Raw genomic sequence first — 15,723 nt, forward strand, 5'->3', positions numbered from 1 at the left:
AAGTGGGTTATTTGCTAATTACATCTAAGCCATCGCTCTACTACTTGACCACGATTTCCATATACCGGATCCGTCGATGGTGTTTCTACCTGTTGAATGTCTAGTAAGACTTGAGGCCGTTCATTCGGTTTCCCTGTGTTTACATTGTAGTCTTTGCCATCAGGATAAGCTCCTATAATTTCAAAATCCGCACTACTTGTTAATTTTTTATGACCAGTACCAGCCGGTAAAATGACAACATCGCCAGTCTTCATTTCAATCGTTTGTCCTGTCTCGCCACCAAGTAGTAATTTTGCAGAGCCTGCACGAACTCCTAGTACTTCATGCGTGTTGCTATGGTAATGATGATAATCTAATACACCATTCACCCAACTATTGCGCCAATTATTCAATTTGAAAGTAGTTTCAATTTCTTGAGGATGTTTTTTGAAGACACCAGGATACAGAATAACCGGTAAATCTGGATTATTTGGAATGGTGCCATTGTCTTCGAATATAAATAGTTTGTAAATACTCATAACACTTTTCCTCCTCTAAGGGGTTACCTGTAAAACTACCCGTTCTAGCAAAAAAGTAATCTCGTTGTTTGAATGAGTCTAAAGAAGGAAAGAGTATTTATATTGAAAATAGCATACATAACCAAGTAACTAGCTAGTTAGGAAATAGGAGGGATTTTGAAATGAAAGATTGTACGATTATAGGAGGAGGACCTGCTGGGTTGAATGCAACCTTGGTATTAGGAAGGGCCAGAAGAGATGTTGTTTTGGTTGATAACAATGACCCACGGAATAAAGTGACCTTTGCATCGCACGGATTCGTGACGCGAGATGGTGTAAGTCCATCAGAATTTCGACAGTTGGCCAACCAAGAATTCAACCGCTACCCATCGATTACCACTCTACAAGACAAAGTCGTTGAAATAATAAGAAAAGCAGAAGGATTCACTATCAAAACAGAACTGGGTCAAGAATGGGCGACACGAAAAATCATTCTTGCTACGGGAGTAAAAGAGAGATTCCCGAATATCCCGAACTTACGCAACTTTTATGGCAGAAGTATCTTTAACTGTCCTTATTGCGATGGATGGGAACTTCGAGATCAACCACTAGCCTTATTCGGTGTGGTTGATTATACGTTTCATACAGCAGAAATACTGCGTAATTGGTCTCAGGATTTAGTGATTTTTACAAACGGAGAAGAACTAACAAAGAACCAAGAGGAACAAATAAAAAAATCGAATTTAAGAGTCGAGACGAGTCCGATACGTCTGCTTACTGGGCAGGATGGAATTCTACAAAAAGTTGAGCTAGAAAATGGTCTGGTGATTGAGAGGGTAGGAGGATTCATCACACCTGAACTTGAACAAGCGACTGATCTCGGAACTTTGCTCGGGGTTAAATTAAATGAAACGGGAGGCCATCACTCGGATGAAGTAGGAAATACTAAAATAACTGGACTTTTTGTTGCGGGAGAAGCATCCAACGTCTATCCTTCTCAATTGATTATTGCAGCCGCAAGTGGAGTAGAAACTGCAATGGCAGTTAATGTAGAACTAACACATGAAGGTGTCTTGGGTAGTGAAAAATAATATTCTTAGTGGTCTTTTCTTAATGTAAATGGAATTTATTTCTAGCGTGTAATACAAAAAACCTTAAACTGTAAAGAAAAACCTTATGTTTTGTCACGGAACTGTAATGTTTAAATGTTATTTTTATTTCTACAAACGAGAAATAAAGGAGATCTAACTTGAAAAAATTCAGTTTCGTATTAAGTTTTTTACTAATGTTCCTCGTCGCATTTGCCAATGATTCGGAAGCAGCCTCTTCTTCTGTCTACACAGTTAAAAAAGGTGACTCTCTATATAAAATTTCTAGACAATACAATGTGTCTGTCTCTACTATCAAATCATTAAATAATTTAAAATCAGACTTAATTAAACCAAATCAAAAACTAAAAGTAAAAGGTGTTAAATCATCTGCTAAAAAATCAACAAAAAAAGTATCCCGATCTAATGGCAACGTAGTCAAAGAATTTATGGTATCTACCACAGCGTACACTGCTTATTGCCGTGGTTGTTCAGGAATTACGAAGACAGGAATCAATTTAAGAAAAAATCCAAGCTTAAAAGTAATTGCTGTTGATCCACGCGTAATTAAACTTGGCACAAAAGTGTATGTAGAAGGTTACGGATATGCTATCGCTGGTGATACGGGTAGTGCAATAAAAGGAAATAAAATTGATGTCTTTATGCCAAACCAATCTAGTGCTTTAAGATGGGGACGCAAAACAGTGAAAATTAAAATCTTACGATAACTAATAACGAAAGCCCGCTTGCCAAACATGGTAAGTGGGCTTTTTTTGTTGAGTCAGACTCAGGGGTTGCTCAGTCTGACTTTTTGGGGTTGACGTCTGAAAAAAAGAAGATGACGTCTGAAAAACCAGACTTCACGTCTGAAAAATCGCCATCGACGTCTGAAAACGTCATTTCTTCCATCCAAAGTGCCCCCTCACAACCACAGAAAAGGCTGTGGAGCAAAGCGAGCAGCCCCATTTGGCATTTATTTCTACATATATTAGCTGAGCGATGGCTCAGTTGTAAAAATCGAGGTTCACGTAGGAAAAAAGTGTGATGACGTAGGAAAAAACGTCCGTCACGTAGGAAAAAACGCCATCGACGTAGGAATCCCTCCATATTTGTGCGTGTTGATGAAATCCTCAATTTGAGAGGCTTCGCTATAGGAGAAGTCCCTTTTTACGAGGATAACTTTAGTAATAGGGAATATGAAGTGTAATATATGTCTTTTGCAACGAGACGAATGGATTAGTTAAAGCTCGTCCTGAAACAATTCTATCAATTATTACAATATTATTACGAAGTTTGCAGGAAAACCTGCAAAATGTTATAATGATAGAGTCAAAAAGTTCAATTATTCGTTTCGGAGGGAATTTTATGAAGGATTTACTGCATAAAATTGAAAATTCCTATAAGGATTTTTCAGCAGGGCAAAAGAGAATTGCCGATTTATTTAAAGAAAATCAAATCGTGCTCGCTTTTTCTTCAGCTTTAGAGGTCGGTAAAAAAGTAAATGTAAGTGAATCAACTGTTATCCGATGGGCGCAGAAACTGGGCTTTAAAGGGTACGCAGATTTTCAACATGTGATGCAAAAAACACTTGCAGAACAACGGATTGAACAAGTGCAAGATGAAGACACAACTGTTTATACGTCACAATCCATCGTGAAAAATTTGCTTGATGCAGATATTAAGAGCATTTCACAACTAAAGGAAACGTTGCAAGAAGAGCAGCTACTTCAAGTTGTAGATATGATTGGTACAGCTAAGAAAATATATGTGACCAGCAACTTTTTCGATTTCGGCTTGGCCCATTCATTCACACATTGGATGAACCGTGTACTAGATAAAACAGAATTATTGATGCAGGGTGACATGCAATACTATCATCAATTATCCAAACTTACGGAGGATGATGTCATCATTGCATTCGCTTTTCCGCGGTACACGAAGAATGTAATGGAAACCTTGCAAACGGCGAAAGAACAAGGTACGACCATCATTGTAATTACAGATAAAATAGAATCCCCAGTAACACCTTTTGGAGATGAAGTTTTAATCGTTCCTGTTTCTACAAACTTAAGTATTGATTCTTACACTGCTGTTCATGCATTACTTACATCGATCATGCGTTTTATTTATGTAAAAGAACATGAGTTGGTCAAAGAGAATTTAACACGCATTGAAACCATGTACGAACGGAAGAGTGTTTTTATCCGAAATGATACAACCGGACCATTAGACAACTAAAAACGTATAAGGGGAGATTTATTTATGAAAAAGAAGTTCTCATTTTTAACAGCAATTGCGGCAACGGCTATGTTAATTACAGGTTGCGGAAGTGAAGAAAAAGAGAAAACTAGTTCAGGTGCTGGTTCTGAATATAACTTATTGGAAGATGGGAAGTTAACATACGCATCAAGTGGGTTATACAAACCATTTAACTACGAAGAAGGTGGCGAACTTACTGGTTTTGACGTTGAAATCGGCGCTGCTATCGCAGAAAAAATGGGCTTAGAACCAAACCCAGTTACAACACCATGGGAAACGATTACTCAATCTTTGCTTGGTAATAAGTTTGATGCGATTATCGGATCAATGGCTATTACGGAAGAACGTGCTGAACGTGTAAACTTCTCAGACCCTTACTATTACTCTGGTGGGATGATTTTCGTTCCAAAAGGTAGTGATAAAATTACTTCTGCAGAAGATTTAGAAGGTAAGCGAATTGGCGTAGTCGCGCAAAGTACGTATGAAACGGCAGCAAAAAAATATACAGATGACATCAAGTATTATAATAGTGATGTTATCGCATTAAATGATTTAACTGTAAAAGGGCGTTTAGACGCTGTAATCACAGCGGATGTAGTTGGTTTCGAAGCAATCAAAGCCGGTTTAGAAATTAAAGAGGTAGGCGAACCGTTGTGGGTTGAACAAGCAGCAGTTGCTGTACGTAAAGAAGATGAGAAAATGTTAGAAGGAATTAATAAAGCCATTCAAGAATTGGTTGAGGATGGAACATATGAAGAGATTTCAAACAAATGGTTCGAACGCAATCTTCTTGATGTGGACTTAGAAGGAATCGAAATTCTAAAATAATCACATCGTTGGAAGGAGAAAACTATGGAACTATTACAAACTGTATTTGAAGTCTTTATGAGAACGTATCCAGGCTTCCTTGAAGCAACACTGATTACCTTGAAAATTACGGCTGTTGCTCTCGTTTTAGGAACGGTACTGGGGTTAATCTTTGCATTAATGAAAATTTCACGCTCAAAAATATTACAAACAATTGCAAACTTTTATATCACCATTATTCGAGGGACCCCTCTAATTGTACAAATCATGTTTTTGTATTTTGGGATTACCTCTCTTATTGTATTGTCTGGCTTCTGGGCTGGGGCAATTGCACTAGGTATTCATAACGGGGCATACATCGCAGAGATTTTCCGTGGAGCAATTCAAGGAATTGATAAAGGGCAACGTGAAGCAAGTAGTTCACTAGGAATGACAAGAGCGCAAAGTATGCGTCGTATTGTTTTCCCACAAGCTCTAAAACGCTCTATTCCACCTTTAGGAAATCAATTTATTATTACACTGAAAGATTCTTCACTGGTCTATATTATTAGTGTGCCAGAGTTGTTCGCAATGGCTAACCGTGAAGCCGCACAATCTTTCCAATCATTAGAAACGTATTTAGTGGTAGGGGTTTATTATTTAGTGCTCGTAATGATTTTCACGTATTTATTAAAACTGTATGAAAACAAACTGGATGTCGACAAATAAGAAGGAGGGACTTACATGTTAAAAGGAAAAAATATTCATAAGTCGTTTGGCGATTTAGAAGTGTTAAAAGGCATTGATTTAGAAGTCGCTCCTTCTGAAGTAGTCGTTCTGGTTGGTGTCAGTGGTTCTGGTAAAAGTACATTGCTCAGATGTTTTAACTTTTTAGAACATATTAATCAAGGCTCAATCGAGATTGATGGTCATGTAGTTAATCCGAAAAAAGATAAGCTTTCAAAAATTCGTGCTGAAGTAGGAATGGTGTTTCAACACTTTAACTTATTCCCTCATAAGACCGTAATTGAAAATGTCATAGAAGCACCGATGATTGTGAAGAATATGAAAAAGGCAGATGCTATTGTCTTGGCAAAACAACTTCTTGAAAAAGTAGGTTTGTCGGACAAAGCGGATGTCTATCCAAGCAAATTGTCTGGTGGACAAAAACAACGTGTCGCCATTGCACGTTCACTAGCGATGGAACCAAAAGTGTTATTGTTTGATGAACCAACATCTGCACTTGATCCAGAACTTGTTGGAGAAGTGCTAAGCGTCATGCAACAACTCGCTCAAGAAGGCATGACAATGGTTGTAGTGACACATGAAATGAAATTTGCACGTGAAGTAGCGGATCGAGTCATTATGCTGGATGAAGGACGTATCATTGAGTCAGCAGATCCAGCGATGTTCTTTGGTAATCCAAGTCACGAACGAACGAAGCAATTCATTCAGTTAGTCGACTAAATTTGAAAACCCCGATTGTCAGTAAATACTGGCATCGGGGTTTTTTGTGGCCATTTGAGAGAAGACTCATTTTTGGATGGGGCAAAAAAATGGGGAAGTCTCATAATCAAGTGAATGGAGGCGTTACTAAGTTATTCAACTAGCCACAGTTTATCTGCGTCCATAAGGCATGCGGTTCGGCGGAACAATAACATTGTGAGTGATTTCTTTATAATAAGTTTTAGGTACGTCGACAATGTGTTGTCTGTTACAAGTGATTAAAGGTTGAATATAAGGAACTTCCCGTTTGACGTAAGAGTCGGTATAACGGCACAAAGGCGGGCATACAATTGGTGCAACACCAGGCTGTGCTATAGGTTGATTAGCTTGACGTGCGATAGGCAGGACAGCAGGTTGTGCTATTGGTTGAACAGCATGCCGTCCGCAATAAGGTCGATGATGACGATACATAATTTATTCACCTCCGTTCTATATCTATTAATAAATGCAGATTAAGAGGTTTTTGAAACGGCTTTCCAATCATTTATTGCAGATGGATTTTTATTACAGTACAATTAACTGTAATAAAACGTGACCGGAGAAAGGACGAAACGAGTGTAATCATTCCTGTTTCTATCATATCTAACTGAATAGAGTGGAGGAGTGGTATCACATGAACGATCGTCGTTCTTTTTATTTTCTCTGGGTCAGCCAAATGATGGCAAATGCGGGAGATGTCCTGTACATTGTAGGGCTTATTCAACTTGTTTATTTATCCAGTGGGTCTGTATTGACACTAACGCTTATTCCGTTAACGATTACGTTTTCACGGTTAATTGGGAGTTTTTTAACACCGCTTCTGTTGCACCGTTTTCCATTGCGTCGAATTTTATTGTTTTCGATGTTCGGTAAAATCGTTGTCTTAAGTGCGGTCTTTTTGCTTAAAGATGAAGCCATCTTGTGGATTCTATTGTTAGTCAGTATCATCGCCTTTTTAGATGGTTGGGCAGCACCCATCCGACAAGCTATGCTTCCTGAATTTGTCGGTAAAGCTGCATTGCCAAAAGCCAATAGTTTAGTCGCCATGTCTGATAATACGGTGAACCTGGCTAGCTGGCCAATAGGAGCTTTTTTTGTGACTCAGTTTAATGGAGGGTTACTCCTTCTAGTAACAATAGCTTTGTATATAATAGGATGGTTGCTGACATATGGAATCAACTCCATCGTATATGTACGAAAAGAAATACCCTCTCTGAAGGAACAACTCACAGGAGGATGGAGGTATAGCTTTTCAGAAAAATCCATTCGCAACGTACTCATTTTAGATATGCTGACAGCATTTGCAGGGGCGGTATGGATCTCAGCTATTTTATACGTGTATGTCGATGAAGTACTCGGTAAAAACGAAGCTTGGTGGGGATACATTAACGCCTTTTATTCAGGAGGATTCATTATAGGTGGTTACTTGTTCACAAAACTATTAAAGGTTTCTGGACAACAAATGATAGTAGTTGGGTGTTTTGTCACGAGCTTTTTAACGGTGTGGTTTATTTACCCTCAAGTTGCAGCTATTGCCCTGGTAATCTCACTTTTCCTTGGGATAGTTGGTCAATTACAATTGATTGCTCAACTGACTATTTTGCAAACCCATACGGAAACCGAACAACTAGGTCATGTATTTTCCGTTCAATCTGTATTGGTAATGGGAGCCTTTGGCATAGCAACATTTCTTTTTGGATGGGTAGCCGAAACGTATGGTATTACGATCGCATTTTATGTGTCAGCATTTATAACGTTAGGAACTGGATTTTTTTCAATAATGCAGAAAAAAACATTAGATTATGCATAATAATTAGCAGGCAAAAGCACTTGAGGAGTTTCTACTCAAGTGCTTTTTTTGAATTAAACTTTTGAACATGGAGGTAGAGTTACCGAACATTAGGATCATTCTTCAGAAAGACGCCAATTCCTAGGGGAAATTTCTTCATCGTTCCAGCTTTAGGTGTCTTCACTAAAGTGCTTTTTTATTATCTTTAGAATAATAACTAAAATTAGCACATTCAAATGTTTCAATAAATAGAGTTCGGGTATTTTGAAAAAAAGGAGTGTGACAAGATGACTACAGATGAGCGTTTACTTATCAGACTTTCTAACCAGGAACAACAGTCTTTGGTGGATTTATATGATCGTTATTGCATGCTTTTGTGGAAAATATCTTACCGAACTGTTGCTGATAATGCTATCTGTGAGGAAATCTTACGACAAGTCTTCCAAGATGTGTGGGCAAAACCGAGTGATTTTAATAATGGAAAAAAATTATCGACTCTTTTAATTGAATGCTGTCAATCAAAACTCAACTTACTTACGTTGCAAAAGTCTTCTTAATGAGTAAACAACTTATATAGAAGACTATTTTACAATTTCGTCCCCGTAGTATCTCTAGGTTCTTCATGAAAATTTCTCCACTATCTCTCGTCAAACACCTCTTGTAGTGTCGGTTAATACGGTCAAAGATATGCATAACTTTTCACTAACAATGTTTCACGTGGCACAATTTGTCGAAAAGCATTGAATCCTACTCATCAATAGCGGAAGATAAGTTTAGATGGAAAGGGGTTTTTAATATGCGAAATTGTAATGCCACTTACTACATAGACCATTTAAACATGGAACCACATCCAGAAGGCGGGCACTATACACGCAGTTTCTACTCTGATGAAAAAATGAATACTTCGGGAAATACAATTAGAAACCTCTATACAACAATATTCTTTTGTTTAAAGAGTGAAGAAATTTCCCATTTACACCGACTACAATCAGATGAATTGTGGTTTTTTCATGATGGGAGTTCACTTACGGTTCATGTGATCCATCCTGATGGGGAGTATAAAGCACATCGATTAGGATTGAATTTCGAAAAGGGGGAAACACCTCAAGTATTAGTTCCCAAGGGGGCTATTTTCGGGTCGTCAGTTGATCATGAAGAGTCTTTTTCTCTTGTGGGATGTATGGTTTCGCCAGGATTTGATTTCGAAGACTTCGAGTTGTTTAATCAAGAGGAGCTACTGAAATTATATCCTCAGTATAAAGAAATGATTAGAAAAATGGCTTATCAAAAAATAGAGAGAGAAACTCACTTATGACAATTACTTATCGTTTTTATAAAAGCCCAAAAGACTTACAACGTCAAATTGACTTCTGGATTGCAGCCACTAATCAGATCCATTGATGAGACTTGGTTTTACCCAACTAACAGGGATATCATGATGAAGAAAAAAAAGCGATCCTACTGAATAGGTTCGCTTTTTAGGTTGTTATAGGCAAGGTTAAACAGAAAGTAGTGCCTTCTTTCGAGCTTTCAACTAATAGTAAATCGCCACCGTGTGCTCGAGCAATCATGCGAGAGTAGGAGAGACCTAATCCGAGTCCACGAATTCTTAATTTTTTATCGTTTCCACGATAAAAGCGTTCAAAAATGAAAGGTTGCTCTTCTTTAGGAATACCCGATCCATTATCTTTCATATGAATCTCGATATTTTGACAGTTTTCCTTTAGAGTGATCCTAATTTGGCCGTCAGATTGTACGGAATGAAGGGCGTTTTGTGCCAAGTTAATGAGAATTTGTTCAACTTTTAATGGATCAATTTTCACTTCTAGTTCGCTGGATAGGTTCTCAACATTCAGTATCAATTTACTGTCTGGTAATGTCGCATGCCATTGGTTGAGTACTCGCAAAACAAAAGGATGCATGTTTGTTTTGGTCGGATAAATCGGAATACCACCAGCAGCGAACGAGTTGAATCTAAGCAGAGATTCAATCATTTGCTGGAGTCGTTCTGTTTCTTTCAAAGAAATCTCGATAAATTCTTTAGCCTCAGCCCCTGTGACAACTTCTTCATTTACAGCTTGTAGCAAACCACTAATAGAAGTGACAGGTGTTTTCAAGTCATGCGATACACCTGCTAACAACTCGGACCGCATTTCTTCTAAATGTTCGAGACGGGAGGACATGGTTTTGAACGCGTCGACTAAATCGCTAATTTCCTCTTCTTTAATCTCCTTTTCTGTAGGTAACGAAATCGCATATGACCCTTGTTCAATTTGTTGCGCAGCAAATGCTACTCTTCGAATTGGTTTTGCTAATTGCTTTGCCAAATAAAAAATCACGCCATAGCCTAGTAATCCAATAGCAGAAAGCATAATAAAGAGCAATTGGTACTCCTGATTTGTATTTAGTAAATCTTGTTCTCTTTGTATCATCACGATATGTCCAATCTTTTCAGAATTAACTTCAATCGGAGCACTAACGGCGTATGCGGCTTCTCCGTTATTTAATTCGAATTTCACTTCCTCCGTTTTGAAAAGGGAAGTAGGTATGGATTCAGTACCAGGTTCGTTGCGTCTACCAGGACCTTGTTGTTGGAAAAGAACTACGCCTTGTGAATTCACTACATAAGTTAAAGGTCGTGTTTCAATTGGAAACTCCTCACCGCGTCGTTCTAAAATGGATGAAAAACGTGGACCATCATTAAAGTCCCCGGTGTCTGAAACCGCTCGATCTGCCATTTCATTGACTACAATTCGTGTTAAATCTAAGTTGTGAGAAAGAGTTGTTTGTCTAATCCATAAAACAGCCAGAAACCCAATAATAAAAAGGCCGATAATTAACGTAACTAGATAGCGAGAGGTCCAATACATTTGTATTGAAGGGCGTTTAATTGGTTTCAACATGAAATTCATACCCCATCCCTCGAATTGTTCGAATCTCGCCTTCAGATTTTGGCCACTTTTTTATGACGTGGCGAATACGTTTAATGGCTAAATCGACCGCACGATCACTACCGAAGTAATCCATTCCCCAGACATGTTCAAGTAACTGTTCGCGACTAAAAATTTGATTTGGGTGTTTGGCTAAAAACAACAATAACGCACGGTCTTTAGGTGTTAACGGAACTTCTTCATTATGTAAAAAGATTTGACGTTCTTGTTGGTGAATGCGTAATTTGCCAAAGTGGCGAGCATCAATTTCATTTAGTAAACGTGTCGGTCTTCGAAGCACAGCATGAATTCGAGCAACCACTTCTTCCGCAACAAAGGGTTTTGACATATAGTCATCCGCACCGTTTTGAAGACCTCGAAGGCGATCTGGAACTTCTCCTAGAGCAGTCAACATGATAATGGGGCAAGGGGAATGTGCTCGAACCTTTTGTAGAAAATCCCAACCCGTTCCATCAGGGAGAAGTACATCTAACAAAACTAAATCGATTAACTCGCTATCAAAAAGCAATGAGGCTTGTTGAATTGTATATGCTTGATAAGCTACAAATCCATGCTTCTCTAAATATGCACGCAGAACCCGTGAAATGGGGACTTCATCTTCTACTATTAAAATTCTCTTCATATCGTTCACCTCATTTTCCACCATCGACGTTTATCTAGAGTAGGATTTACAGCTTTTCTTACAAGTATAAAAGAAGGGACTCGAAATGGATACATTCGAGTCCCTTCACATTAAGCTTCAGACGAAGTGTTAGTAGTTGTTTCTGCTTCGTCATTAGTAGGTGCATCTTTAGATTGAAAGTCACCACGCGGTCCGCGATGGCCATGTCGACCAGGTCCTCCGTGTGGTTTGAAACCAAGCTCTTCCATTTGGTTGCGTGCTTCTTCTTCAGTCAATGTGCCAGCTTCAACTTGATCACGAATGGAGTCAAGTTGTGCTCTTTGCTCATCTGTTAATTCTTCATGTGGTCCACGAGTTAAGAATTTAGCGTTGAACTCTAAGCCAAGTGCTTCTACTTTTGCTTGAGCTTCTTCTTCTGTTAAGTCGCCTGCCACGAATTGATCACGAATTTCGGTTAACGCCAATTTTGTTTCTTCATCTAACTCATCAAAATTCACGTGAGTTAAAAAATCTTCTGGTAGGTCAACGTCTAAGTCATCAAGTTTTGCTTGAGCTTCTTCTTCTGTTAAATAACCAGCTTTAAATTGATCACGAATTTCTTCAATAGCAGTTCGTATTTCTTCATCAACGTTGCCAAATGGACCTTTTTCGTGATGCCCACCTCGACCAAATGAACGATCAATTCCTAACTCTTCCATTTTTGCGTGTGCTTCTTCATGCGTAATTTCACCAGCTTCTTCTTCCGCACGAATTTCATCTAATGTAGTTTTGGTTTCTTCTGAAATCTCTTCACTTGTACTTGCGGCATTAGTTGCGGCTAGAATGGACGGTACAGCAATCGTTCCAAGAGTTAATGCACTTGCTAACAGCATACTACTTGTCATTTTCTTCATGTTCTTCATCCTCCTTAAATGGACTGTGGAAATCCTCCACACACTTACAATAAAGCGTCAATGTGTCAGGAGAATGTCAAAGAAAAAAAGAGTGCGAATGCCACACTCTTTTTAATCACGTCACCATTCAATTTTTTCAGGATAATCCTTCATAATCGATAAATCATGTATGTCACTTTTCGTTTCATTAGCAGATTTCAGGACTTGATTTCGAAATACATGGTAGTCGTTGTCTTGAACAGCCAGTTTTAAAGCAATCATCCCTAAATTTTTTTCTCGTTGTTCCTTTGTTGAGTTAATATAACTTAAATTTAGTACATCTATAAACTGAATGGCGTACTCTTGAACGTTCGTTTGGTTTTCACTCAATAAGTTCATAAATCGATCATGTTGTTCTTTTGACATGACGGATTGCAAAACTTCACCTACAATTGATTGAAACTTACGTATTGCCGTTACATGGACATCAAGAGCAGAATAAGTATGTTTTTTACTATACAAGCGAATAAAATCATTTAAGGCAACCACCGCAAAAATAAGCTCTGGCCAAAGTACTTCTACTGAATAATAGATATTTTTCTCGGATCCTACAATCTCATTGTGTTTCATCGTTTCTTTGTTTAAACCATTTCCTACAAACTTCACATGACGGTTTGCTTTTGAGGCATTCTTGATTTCAAATAGGACGCCTAGTAACCTTTTACGAGAGCCTTCCCAATCATAATACTTATTTTCATCGCCAATCACCGTATAAATGGCCTGGTTGATTTCATCTAAATCCCAATAGTCTCCACTAATTAGTGCACCAGTAAAATTTTCAGTATGAGTAATCGATAACATATAAATCGCCTCCTGATACTCTATTACCTTTTTGGGGTATAGTTAAGCTTTTTAAATAGTACGTCTAACTCAGTCTTAGATAAATCGCGCCATTCCCCAACAGGTAAACCATCGACGTGAATATTCATAATGCGAACACGCTGCAAGTTTTTAATTTCATAACCAAGTTCCGAACACATACGACGAATTTGACGATTCAATCCTTGAGTTAAGGTTATTCTAAACATATGAGTAGACAGCTGTTCTACTTTACAAGGTAAAGTCTTCGTATCCAAAATTTCTACGCCTTCTGACATTTCTTTAATAAAATCTTCTGTAATTGGTTGATTTACTTTGACGATATATTCTTTTTCGTGATCATGTTCAGCACGCAAAATTTCATTTACGATATCCCCATCATTAGTCAATAAGATAAGGCCATGAGAGTCTTTATCTAAACGACCAATATGGAAAATACGGAGAGGGTGGTTGATGTAATCCACAATGTTTCCTTTAATATGACGTTCCGTTGTACTCGTTATTCCAACTGGTTTATTGAGAGCGATGTAAACATATGGATCTTCATGTTTTACCAGGTTTCCATCTGCACGTACCTCGTCACCGGGTTCTACTTTACTACCTAGTTCAGCTTTTATGCCGTTAATCGTAATACGTCCTTCTTCAATCCATTTATCTGCACCGCGTCTTGAAACGATACCAGCTTCACCTAAAAATTTATTTATACGCATATCATCACCTGCTTTATTTAATAACTATAGTATAACGCAAAATGATTGGCGATAAGTATATGAAGGAAGTTCAAAACTTCTAAGATGTTTGAGGTCAGATTGTGATACCCTTACTATAATAATGATTCAGAGATCCGTTAAGAAAAGGAGGGGTCAAAATGAACAATGTAAATGAATTGTCACCTGAATTGAAGGAACTTCTCACCATTCAACATACAATAAAGGAATATGAAAAAGATGCTTACTTGTTTCAAGAAGGAGATACGATCAACGGTATTTATCTTGTGCAGTCTGGCAAGGTTCAAATTGGCAAAGTGACACCAGATGGCCGGGAGCTCACGCTACGGATTTGTGGTCCTAATCAACTCGTTGGAGAAATCACGCTATTTTCACCGTTATCCAAATACATGTTGGATGCCAAGGCACTAGAAACGGTAATCTGTATCAGAATAACCGTTGAAGCAATAGAAGAGGCACTGCTTACCAAACCGCAGATAGCGATTACGTTGCTGAAATGGATGGGGCTTAATCATCAAAAAACACAGACTCGATTCCGTGATCTGCTTTTGCATGGCAAAAGAGGCGCGCTGTATTCCACGCTAATTCGTATGTCTAATAGCTATGGTGTTAAGAAGCCAGAAGGTATTCTTATAGATCATTTATTTACGAATCAAGAACTCGCAAACTTTTGCGGCATGGCGAGGGAAGTAGTCAACCGTTTACTTGGTGAAATGAAAAAAGATGGACACATTTCAATGGTAGAAGGCAAAATCTTGATTCATAATTTAGCACATTTGAAAAGTGAAATAAAATGCGAAGATTGCCCCATAGCTTTCTGCCGAATTGACTGACTTAAAGGTTACCCATAAAGACAGGGTAGCTTTTTTTGTGGAATAAATTGGGTTAAACCGAATAAACACAAGTTGAAGGGGAATAAACGGGTGGCGAAGCGGAATAGACTAATTGCTAAGACGATAAAAGTAGTCGCAAAGAATAAATCACTAACGAAGCGGAATAACCAATCCACAACCTATAAGAACCTATCTTTCCTCCTCAATTTCGACAAATAGTTGACAACACTTGTCAAATAAACCGCAAGTGTGATAAAAGTCACAGTGTTTAAAAGGAGAATGCATTACGCTAAACGTAACCTAATTACATTTAAGGAGTGAGAATAAGTGAGCAAACCGAAACACAATCCAGAAATAAATTTAAAAGGAACATTGGTTAGTGTTTTTATCGTTGGAATTCTTATCATCGTCATGTGGTTAGCTGTTTATTTAATGTACGTAGCTAGATAAAAGGGGAGGATTACAATGCATTTACATAAATACGAAAAAATTTGGCTCGTATTTGGACTCGTTTCACTAATTGTATTTTTAAGTATCGTAGGAGTTAGTGCATTTTCTCATGGTCACACACCGGCCGGGGGAATGACAACAATTGATCCGAAGAAGGTAAATGAAACTGCGCCGTTTGACAAGCCAGGTGTTACCCAAATAGATGATGACACTTACCAAGTCGCAATTGTAGCGATGGCGTTTGGTTACACTGCACCAGATTTAAAAGTTCCGGTTGGAAAAGAAATCATTTTTAAAGTAACAAGTACAGATGTCGTTCATAGTTTTACAATTGATAACACAAAAGTCAACATGATGGTCGTCCCTGGTCAGATTACAACCAAGTCATACACATTTGACAAACCCGGGAAGTATTTAATTCTTTGTAATGAATATTGCGGATCTGGCCACCACTATATGTTTACAGAAATTGAGGTGTACTAAT

At 38.2% G+C, this 15,723-nt stretch carries 18 protein-coding genes; 12 read left to right on the forward strand and 6 right to left on the reverse strand.

Going from position 1 to position 15,723, the window contains the following annotated elements; translation table 11 throughout:
- Positions 1–14: 14 nt before the first annotated feature.
- Entirely contained in the window at positions 15–518 is a 504-nt protein-coding gene (locus ACFPYN_RS14295) for a cupin domain-containing protein (protein WP_377735115.1), read from the reverse strand.
- A 161-nt stretch (positions 519–679) separates the two neighbouring features.
- Here ACFPYN_RS14295 and ACFPYN_RS14300 point away from each other — a divergent pair, with 161 nt between their 5' ends.
- The 9 genes from ACFPYN_RS14300 to ACFPYN_RS14340 all read left to right on the forward strand — a co-directional run bounded on the left by ACFPYN_RS14300 (position 680) and on the right by ACFPYN_RS14340 (position 9,219).
- Positions 680–1,588 (forward strand): NAD(P)/FAD-dependent oxidoreductase, encoded by a 909-nt coding sequence (locus ACFPYN_RS14300; protein ID WP_377735116.1) that lies wholly within the window; start codon positions 680–682, stop codon positions 1,586–1,588.
- A 158-nt stretch (positions 1,589–1,746) separates the two neighbouring features.
- Positions 1,747–2,313, forward strand: coding sequence for a 3D domain-containing protein (locus ACFPYN_RS14305; protein WP_377735117.1), 567 nt, complete (start codon positions 1,747–1,749; stop codon positions 2,311–2,313).
- 637 nt (positions 2,314–2,950) lie between these two features.
- Positions 2,951–3,823 (forward strand): MurR/RpiR family transcriptional regulator, encoded by an 873-nt coding sequence (locus ACFPYN_RS14310; RefSeq protein WP_377735119.1) that lies wholly within the window; start codon positions 2,951–2,953, stop codon positions 3,821–3,823.
- A gap of 24 nt (positions 3,824–3,847) precedes the next feature.
- A complete protein-coding gene (locus tag ACFPYN_RS14315) occupies positions 3,848–4,672 on the forward strand; it encodes a transporter substrate-binding domain-containing protein (protein ID WP_377735120.1) in 825 nt (274 codons plus the stop codon).
- Between the two features lie 24 nt (positions 4,673–4,696).
- A complete protein-coding gene (locus ACFPYN_RS14320) occupies positions 4,697–5,359 on the forward strand; it encodes an amino acid ABC transporter permease (protein WP_377735121.1) in 663 nt (220 codons plus the stop codon).
- 15 nt (positions 5,360–5,374) lie between these two features.
- A complete protein-coding gene (locus ACFPYN_RS14325; RefSeq protein ID WP_377735122.1) occupies positions 5,375–6,097 on the forward strand; it encodes an amino acid ABC transporter ATP-binding protein in 723 nt (240 codons plus the stop codon).
- A gap of 652 nt (positions 6,098–6,749) precedes the next feature.
- Entirely contained in the window at positions 6,750–7,925 is a 1,176-nt protein-coding gene (locus ACFPYN_RS14330) for an MFS transporter (RefSeq protein ID WP_377735124.1), read from the forward strand.
- Positions 7,926–8,191: 266 nt separating this feature from the next.
- Positions 8,192–8,461 (forward strand): RNA polymerase sigma factor, encoded by a 270-nt coding sequence (locus ACFPYN_RS14335; protein WP_377735125.1) that lies wholly within the window; start codon positions 8,192–8,194, stop codon positions 8,459–8,461.
- 239 nt (positions 8,462–8,700) lie between these two features.
- Positions 8,701–9,219 carry a cupin domain-containing protein gene (locus ACFPYN_RS14340; RefSeq protein ID WP_377735126.1) on the forward strand — a complete coding sequence of 173 codons (519 nt, stop codon included), beginning with the start codon at positions 8,701–8,703 and terminating at the stop codon, positions 9,217–9,219.
- A 163-nt stretch (positions 9,220–9,382) separates the two neighbouring features.
- Here ACFPYN_RS14340 and ACFPYN_RS14345 read toward each other — a convergent pair whose 3' ends face one another.
- The 5 genes from ACFPYN_RS14345 to rluF form a co-directional block, all read right to left on the reverse strand.
- Positions 9,383–10,807: a sensor histidine kinase gene (locus tag ACFPYN_RS14345; RefSeq protein ID WP_377735128.1), complete on the reverse strand. Its 1,425-nt coding sequence runs from the start codon at positions 10,805–10,807 to the stop codon at positions 9,383–9,385.
- Positions 10,791–11,477 carry a response regulator transcription factor gene (locus tag ACFPYN_RS14350; protein WP_377735129.1) on the reverse strand — a complete coding sequence of 229 codons (687 nt, stop codon included), beginning with the start codon at positions 11,475–11,477 and terminating at the stop codon, positions 10,791–10,793. Before ACFPYN_RS14350 ends, ACFPYN_RS14345 begins: the two co-directional genes overlap by 17 nt.
- A gap of 110 nt (positions 11,478–11,587) precedes the next feature.
- Positions 11,588–12,370, reverse strand: a complete 783-nt coding sequence (locus tag ACFPYN_RS14355) for a hypothetical protein (protein ID WP_377735131.1) — start codon at positions 12,368–12,370, stop codon at positions 11,588–11,590.
- A gap of 120 nt (positions 12,371–12,490) precedes the next feature.
- A complete protein-coding gene (locus tag ACFPYN_RS14360) occupies positions 12,491–13,210 on the reverse strand; it encodes a DUF6904 family protein (protein WP_377735132.1) in 720 nt (239 codons plus the stop codon).
- Between the two features lie 23 nt (positions 13,211–13,233).
- Positions 13,234–13,938 carry a 23S rRNA pseudouridine(2604) synthase RluF gene (gene rluF / locus ACFPYN_RS14365; protein WP_377735133.1) on the reverse strand — a complete coding sequence of 235 codons (705 nt, stop codon included), beginning with the start codon at positions 13,936–13,938 and terminating at the stop codon, positions 13,234–13,236.
- 158 nt (positions 13,939–14,096) lie between these two features.
- Between rluF and ACFPYN_RS14370 the strand changes: the two genes are divergently transcribed.
- The 3 genes from ACFPYN_RS14370 to ACFPYN_RS14380 all read left to right on the forward strand — a co-directional run bounded on the left by ACFPYN_RS14370 (position 14,097) and on the right by ACFPYN_RS14380 (position 15,722).
- Positions 14,097–14,789: a Crp/Fnr family transcriptional regulator gene (locus tag ACFPYN_RS14370; RefSeq protein ID WP_377735135.1), complete on the forward strand. Its 693-nt coding sequence runs from the start codon at positions 14,097–14,099 to the stop codon at positions 14,787–14,789.
- Positions 14,790–15,116: 327 nt separating this feature from the next.
- Positions 15,117–15,239 (forward strand): cytochrome C oxidase subunit II, encoded by a 123-nt coding sequence (locus tag ACFPYN_RS14375; protein ID WP_377735136.1) that lies wholly within the window; start codon positions 15,117–15,119, stop codon positions 15,237–15,239.
- Between the two features lie 15 nt (positions 15,240–15,254).
- On the forward strand, positions 15,255–15,722 hold the full coding sequence (locus ACFPYN_RS14380) for a cytochrome c oxidase subunit II (protein ID WP_377735137.1): 468 nt from the start codon (positions 15,255–15,257) through the stop codon (positions 15,720–15,722).
- Position 15,723: the final 1 nt, after the last annotated feature.

It is taken from the genome of Paenisporosarcina macmurdoensis (assembly GCF_042658845.1).
Classification (GTDB): Bacteria; Bacillota; Bacilli; order Bacillales_A; family Planococcaceae; genus Paenisporosarcina; species Paenisporosarcina macmurdoensis.

Bases quoted from the DNA above. Each gene is read 5' to 3' on its own strand.
- ACFPYN_RS14295 (WP_377735115.1), bottom strand. From the start codon at position 518: ATGAGTATTTACAAACTATTTATATTCGAAGACAATGGCACCATTCCA.
- ACFPYN_RS14300 (WP_377735116.1), top strand. From the start codon at position 680: ATGAAAGATTGTACGATTATAGGAGGAGGACCTGCTGGGTTGAATGCA.
- ACFPYN_RS14310 (WP_377735119.1), top strand. From the start codon at position 2,951: ATGAAGGATTTACTGCATAAAATTGAAAATTCCTATAAGGATTTTTCA.
- ACFPYN_RS14315 (WP_377735120.1), top strand. From the start codon at position 3,848: ATGAAAAAGAAGTTCTCATTTTTAACAGCAATTGCGGCAACGGCTATG.
- ACFPYN_RS14320 (WP_377735121.1), top strand. From the start codon at position 4,697: ATGGAACTATTACAAACTGTATTTGAAGTCTTTATGAGAACGTATCCA.
- ACFPYN_RS14325 (WP_377735122.1), top strand. From the start codon at position 5,375: ATGTTAAAAGGAAAAAATATTCATAAGTCGTTTGGCGATTTAGAAGTG.
- ACFPYN_RS14330 (WP_377735124.1), top strand. From the start codon at position 6,750: ATGAACGATCGTCGTTCTTTTTATTTTCTCTGGGTCAGCCAAATGATG.
- ACFPYN_RS14335 (WP_377735125.1), top strand. From the start codon at position 8,192: ATGACTACAGATGAGCGTTTACTTATCAGACTTTCTAACCAGGAACAA.
- ACFPYN_RS14340 (WP_377735126.1), top strand. From the start codon at position 8,701: ATGCGAAATTGTAATGCCACTTACTACATAGACCATTTAAACATGGAA.
- ACFPYN_RS14345 (WP_377735128.1), bottom strand. From the start codon at position 10,807: ATGTTGAAACCAATTAAACGCCCTTCAATACAAATGTATTGGACCTCT.
- ACFPYN_RS14350 (WP_377735129.1), bottom strand. From the start codon at position 11,477: ATGAAGAGAATTTTAATAGTAGAAGATGAAGTCCCCATTTCACGGGTT.
- ACFPYN_RS14355 (WP_377735131.1), bottom strand. From the start codon at position 12,370: ATGAAGAAAATGACAAGTAGTATGCTGTTAGCAAGTGCATTAACTCTT.
- ACFPYN_RS14360 (WP_377735132.1), bottom strand. From the start codon at position 13,210: ATGTTATCGATTACTCATACTGAAAATTTTACTGGTGCACTAATTAGT.
- rluF (WP_377735133.1), bottom strand. From the start codon at position 13,938: ATGCGTATAAATAAATTTTTAGGTGAAGCTGGTATCGTTTCAAGACGC.
- ACFPYN_RS14370 (WP_377735135.1), top strand. From the start codon at position 14,097: ATGAACAATGTAAATGAATTGTCACCTGAATTGAAGGAACTTCTCACC.
- ACFPYN_RS14380 (WP_377735137.1), top strand. From the start codon at position 15,255: ATGCATTTACATAAATACGAAAAAATTTGGCTCGTATTTGGACTCGTT.